Source organism: Nocardia sp. JMUB6875, from assembly GCF_041154655.1.
GTDB lineage: Bacteria > Actinomycetota > Actinomycetes > Mycobacteriales > Mycobacteriaceae > Nocardia.
In genome coordinates this window covers 1-2,803 of record NZ_BAAFGR010000350.1, presented here as the reverse complement: position 1 = coordinate 2,803, position 2,803 = coordinate 1, and the positions used below count along the sequence as shown (strand labels likewise).

Genomic DNA, 2,803 nt, shown 5'->3' with positions numbered 1-2,803 from the left:
GGGCGGTGTGGCGGGCCGTTTATGAGCGGTTGTGGCGGACGGTGGCGCTGAAGCATGCGCTGTCGTCGGAGGGGGAGGGGGGGAGCGGGCGGGTTGATGCGCTGAAGCGCGAGGCGCGGATGCTGGCGCAGTTGAATCATCCGAATATCGTGACGGTGTTCGATGTCGTGCCCGAGGACGGCGAGTGGTGGCTGGTCATGGAATTCGTGCCCGGGCGCAGCCTGAGCGATCTCGGTGCGCTGGCGCCCGAGCGTGCGGCGTACCTCGGCGCGCAGGTGGCCGGGGCGTTGGAGGCCGTGCACGCGGCGGGGGTGGTGCATCGCGACATCAAGCCGAGCAATGTGCTCGTCACCGACAATGATCGCGCCAAACTCGGTGACTTCGGGATCTCACGCACCGTGTATGCCGACGAAACCCTCACCGGTACCGGTGCATTCGCGGGCACGCTGGGTTTCATGGCCCCGGAGATGGCCGCCGAACAGTGTGAGCCCACCGCCAGTTCGGACGTGTTCTCCCTCGGCGCAACGCTTTTCGCTACCGTGGAGGGCAAATCGCCGTTCGGGGATTCCGGGCATCCGGCGTCGATGCTGCGCCGGACCGTGGACGGCGATATCGACACCCCGCGCCGGGCCGGACGACTCGCTCCACTGCTGATCGACATGCTCCGCGCCAGTCCGTCGAAACGCCCGACCGCCGGGCAGGTGCGTGAACGGCTCGAGGAACTGGTCACGCTGCCGCCCACGGCACAACCCGAACGCCCGAAGGTCTCCGGCCGCGCTCGCTGGGCACTTTCTCTCGCGGCGGTGACGCTGGTGCTGGCCCTGCTCGGCTGGGTCGCGATCGCGCGCCCGTTCGACGCCGATCGCACATCGGACTCGGCACAACAGCTTTCGGTAATCGGCGATGCCCACACCGCCGACCCCTGCGCCCTCGCCGACCCCCAGACGGTCGCCCAATTCGACGGTGCGTCCCGGCAGAATCCGGAGGCGGGCGATTTCAATCGCTGCGACATCATCCTGCACCCGGGCGGCGGCATGGTGAATATCGTGTTCAGCCTGGAGAATCCGACGCCGGAGACCCCGACCGGCTCCATCGAGCAGACCGGCGCCTTCGGACTGTTGCGCTCCGCCGCGCGCGCCGATCGCTGCTTCCGGATCGTGCTGCTGCCCGATCGATTTCAGATCGGCGTGGAGGCCGAGAAGTTCCGCGACGGCCGATTCGACCTGTGCGCGATCGCGGACGCCGCCGCGGCGGGTGCGGTCGCGGTGGCGGCGCGTGGGACATTGCCGCGCCGATCCGCGGTGCGTCCCAGGACCTCCCTGTTGCATGCCGACGCCTGCAACCTCCTCGATCCCGAGGGCCTCTCGCAGTATCCGGGCGTGAACGCCAAGGAGCCCGAAATCGGTTTCGGCAATTGGGAATGCCGCTGGCACAGCACCACCGCACCCGGCTATCTGCGCGTCGCCTTCGACCGCCGGGACCCGATGACCGCGGGCGACGGGCAACCCATCGCCCTGCCCGATCACACGGGATACCTGCGGCTCGACGACACCGACGACACCTGCACGGTAGGCATCGTGCACCGGGAGTACGTCAGTTCCGACTCCACCCGCAAGGTCGAACTCGTGGACGTGGTCGTCGGAGGCCCGCAGGCTCCCGAGCGGCGCTGTCAGCTCGCCACCGCACTCGCGACGTCGGTGGCGGCCGGGATGCCGCGGCCGTGACGCCCATCGGATCGCCGAAACCGCCTCGCCCTCAATACTTGTCGCACGCGTCCCACGCCGTGTCCCGTGCCGCCTCGGCCGGGTGCAGGGCCGCATTCATCGCGTCCGCGCTCCCGTGCGCGAGGATCAGGTCGACCTGGGCGCCGTACTTGGTCGAGACGTCCCTGAGCAGGGCGGCGATCGCCTGGTCCGTATCCTTTTGCAGGGCAGTGTCGATGCGCTGTGTCACATCCCGGATGGCGGCGACGGCCGCCGCGGCCTTGGCCTCGATATCGGATCCCGACCAACCGCCGACCGCGTTCAAGGCGTCGACCAACGCGTTGTACGCCGTCACCGAGGCGTCATCGTCGGCGGTCAACGCCCGGCACGCCTCCATGGTCGCCCGCACCCGCGCGAGTGAGGTCGCGGCCGCCGACGACGAGGAGTGCTCCCGGGAAAGGGACGTCGCGACGGCCGTATTCGGCACGGCCGTCCCGCTGATGGTGTCCGAGCACGCGCCCACCACGGTGAGCCCGAAAGATACTGCGGCAATCGACAGTATGAGTCCGATCCTGCCTATTCTGGTGTTCCCCCTCATGCGAGACAGCGTGGCAGCACGGTCGGGGACCGGTCCCGAATCCGCTGCCTACCTTGGATTCCGACGTCGAAGACGGAGGTCGGGATGAGTGGATTGCGGCGGCTGTCGGCGAGTCACGACAGCCTGGCCTTCGGGGTGCCCGAATCCGCGGCGGGCACGATCTACGCGCTCGCGGTGACCGGCGGGGTCAGCGCGGGCCTGGAGGAGGGCCTACGAATCCGATTCGGCCGCAATCGACCCGAGGTCGATGTGTGCGTCGGCGGCGACGATCGGAAGGTCAGTCGCACCCAGGGGTTGCTGACCCGGCACGGTAACCGCTGGTGGCTCACCAATATCGGCCGTCTGCCCATGCGTCTGCCCGGCTCGCGGATGCTGTTCACCGAGGAGGAACCGATCCCCCTCGACGCCGGCTACACCCCGCTGTTCGTTGCCGGATCCGGCCGCCGTGAACACCTCCTGGAGCTGTACGTCACCCGCCCCGACCACGCCCGCAACCCGGTCC

The 2,803-nt window shown here is 68.9% G+C and carries 3 protein-coding genes; 2 read left to right on the top strand and 1 reads right to left on the bottom strand.

Features of this window, described 5'->3' with window-relative positions:
• A partial coding sequence (locus ACAM49_RS39660; RefSeq protein WP_369640660.1) for a serine/threonine-protein kinase occupies positions 1-1,724 on the top strand: 1,724 nt, incomplete at its 5' end.
• Positions 1,725-1,755: 31 nt separating this feature from the next.
• Here ACAM49_RS39660 and ACAM49_RS39655 read toward each other — a convergent pair.
• Positions 1,756-2,301 (bottom strand): hypothetical protein, encoded by a 546-nt coding sequence (locus tag ACAM49_RS39655; protein WP_369640659.1) that lies wholly within the window; start codon positions 2,299-2,301, stop codon positions 1,756-1,758.
• A gap of 84 nt (positions 2,302-2,385) precedes the next feature.
• Here ACAM49_RS39655 and ACAM49_RS39650 point away from each other — a divergent pair.
• Positions 2,386-2,803 (top strand): hypothetical protein (locus ACAM49_RS39650; protein ID WP_369640658.1); only part of this gene is annotated, 418 nt, incomplete at its 3' end.

Coding starts and splice junctions, on each gene's coding strand:
- ACAM49_RS39655 (WP_369640659.1), bottom strand. CDS start 2,301: ATGAGGGGGAACACCAGAATAGGCAGGATCGGACTCATACTGTCGATT.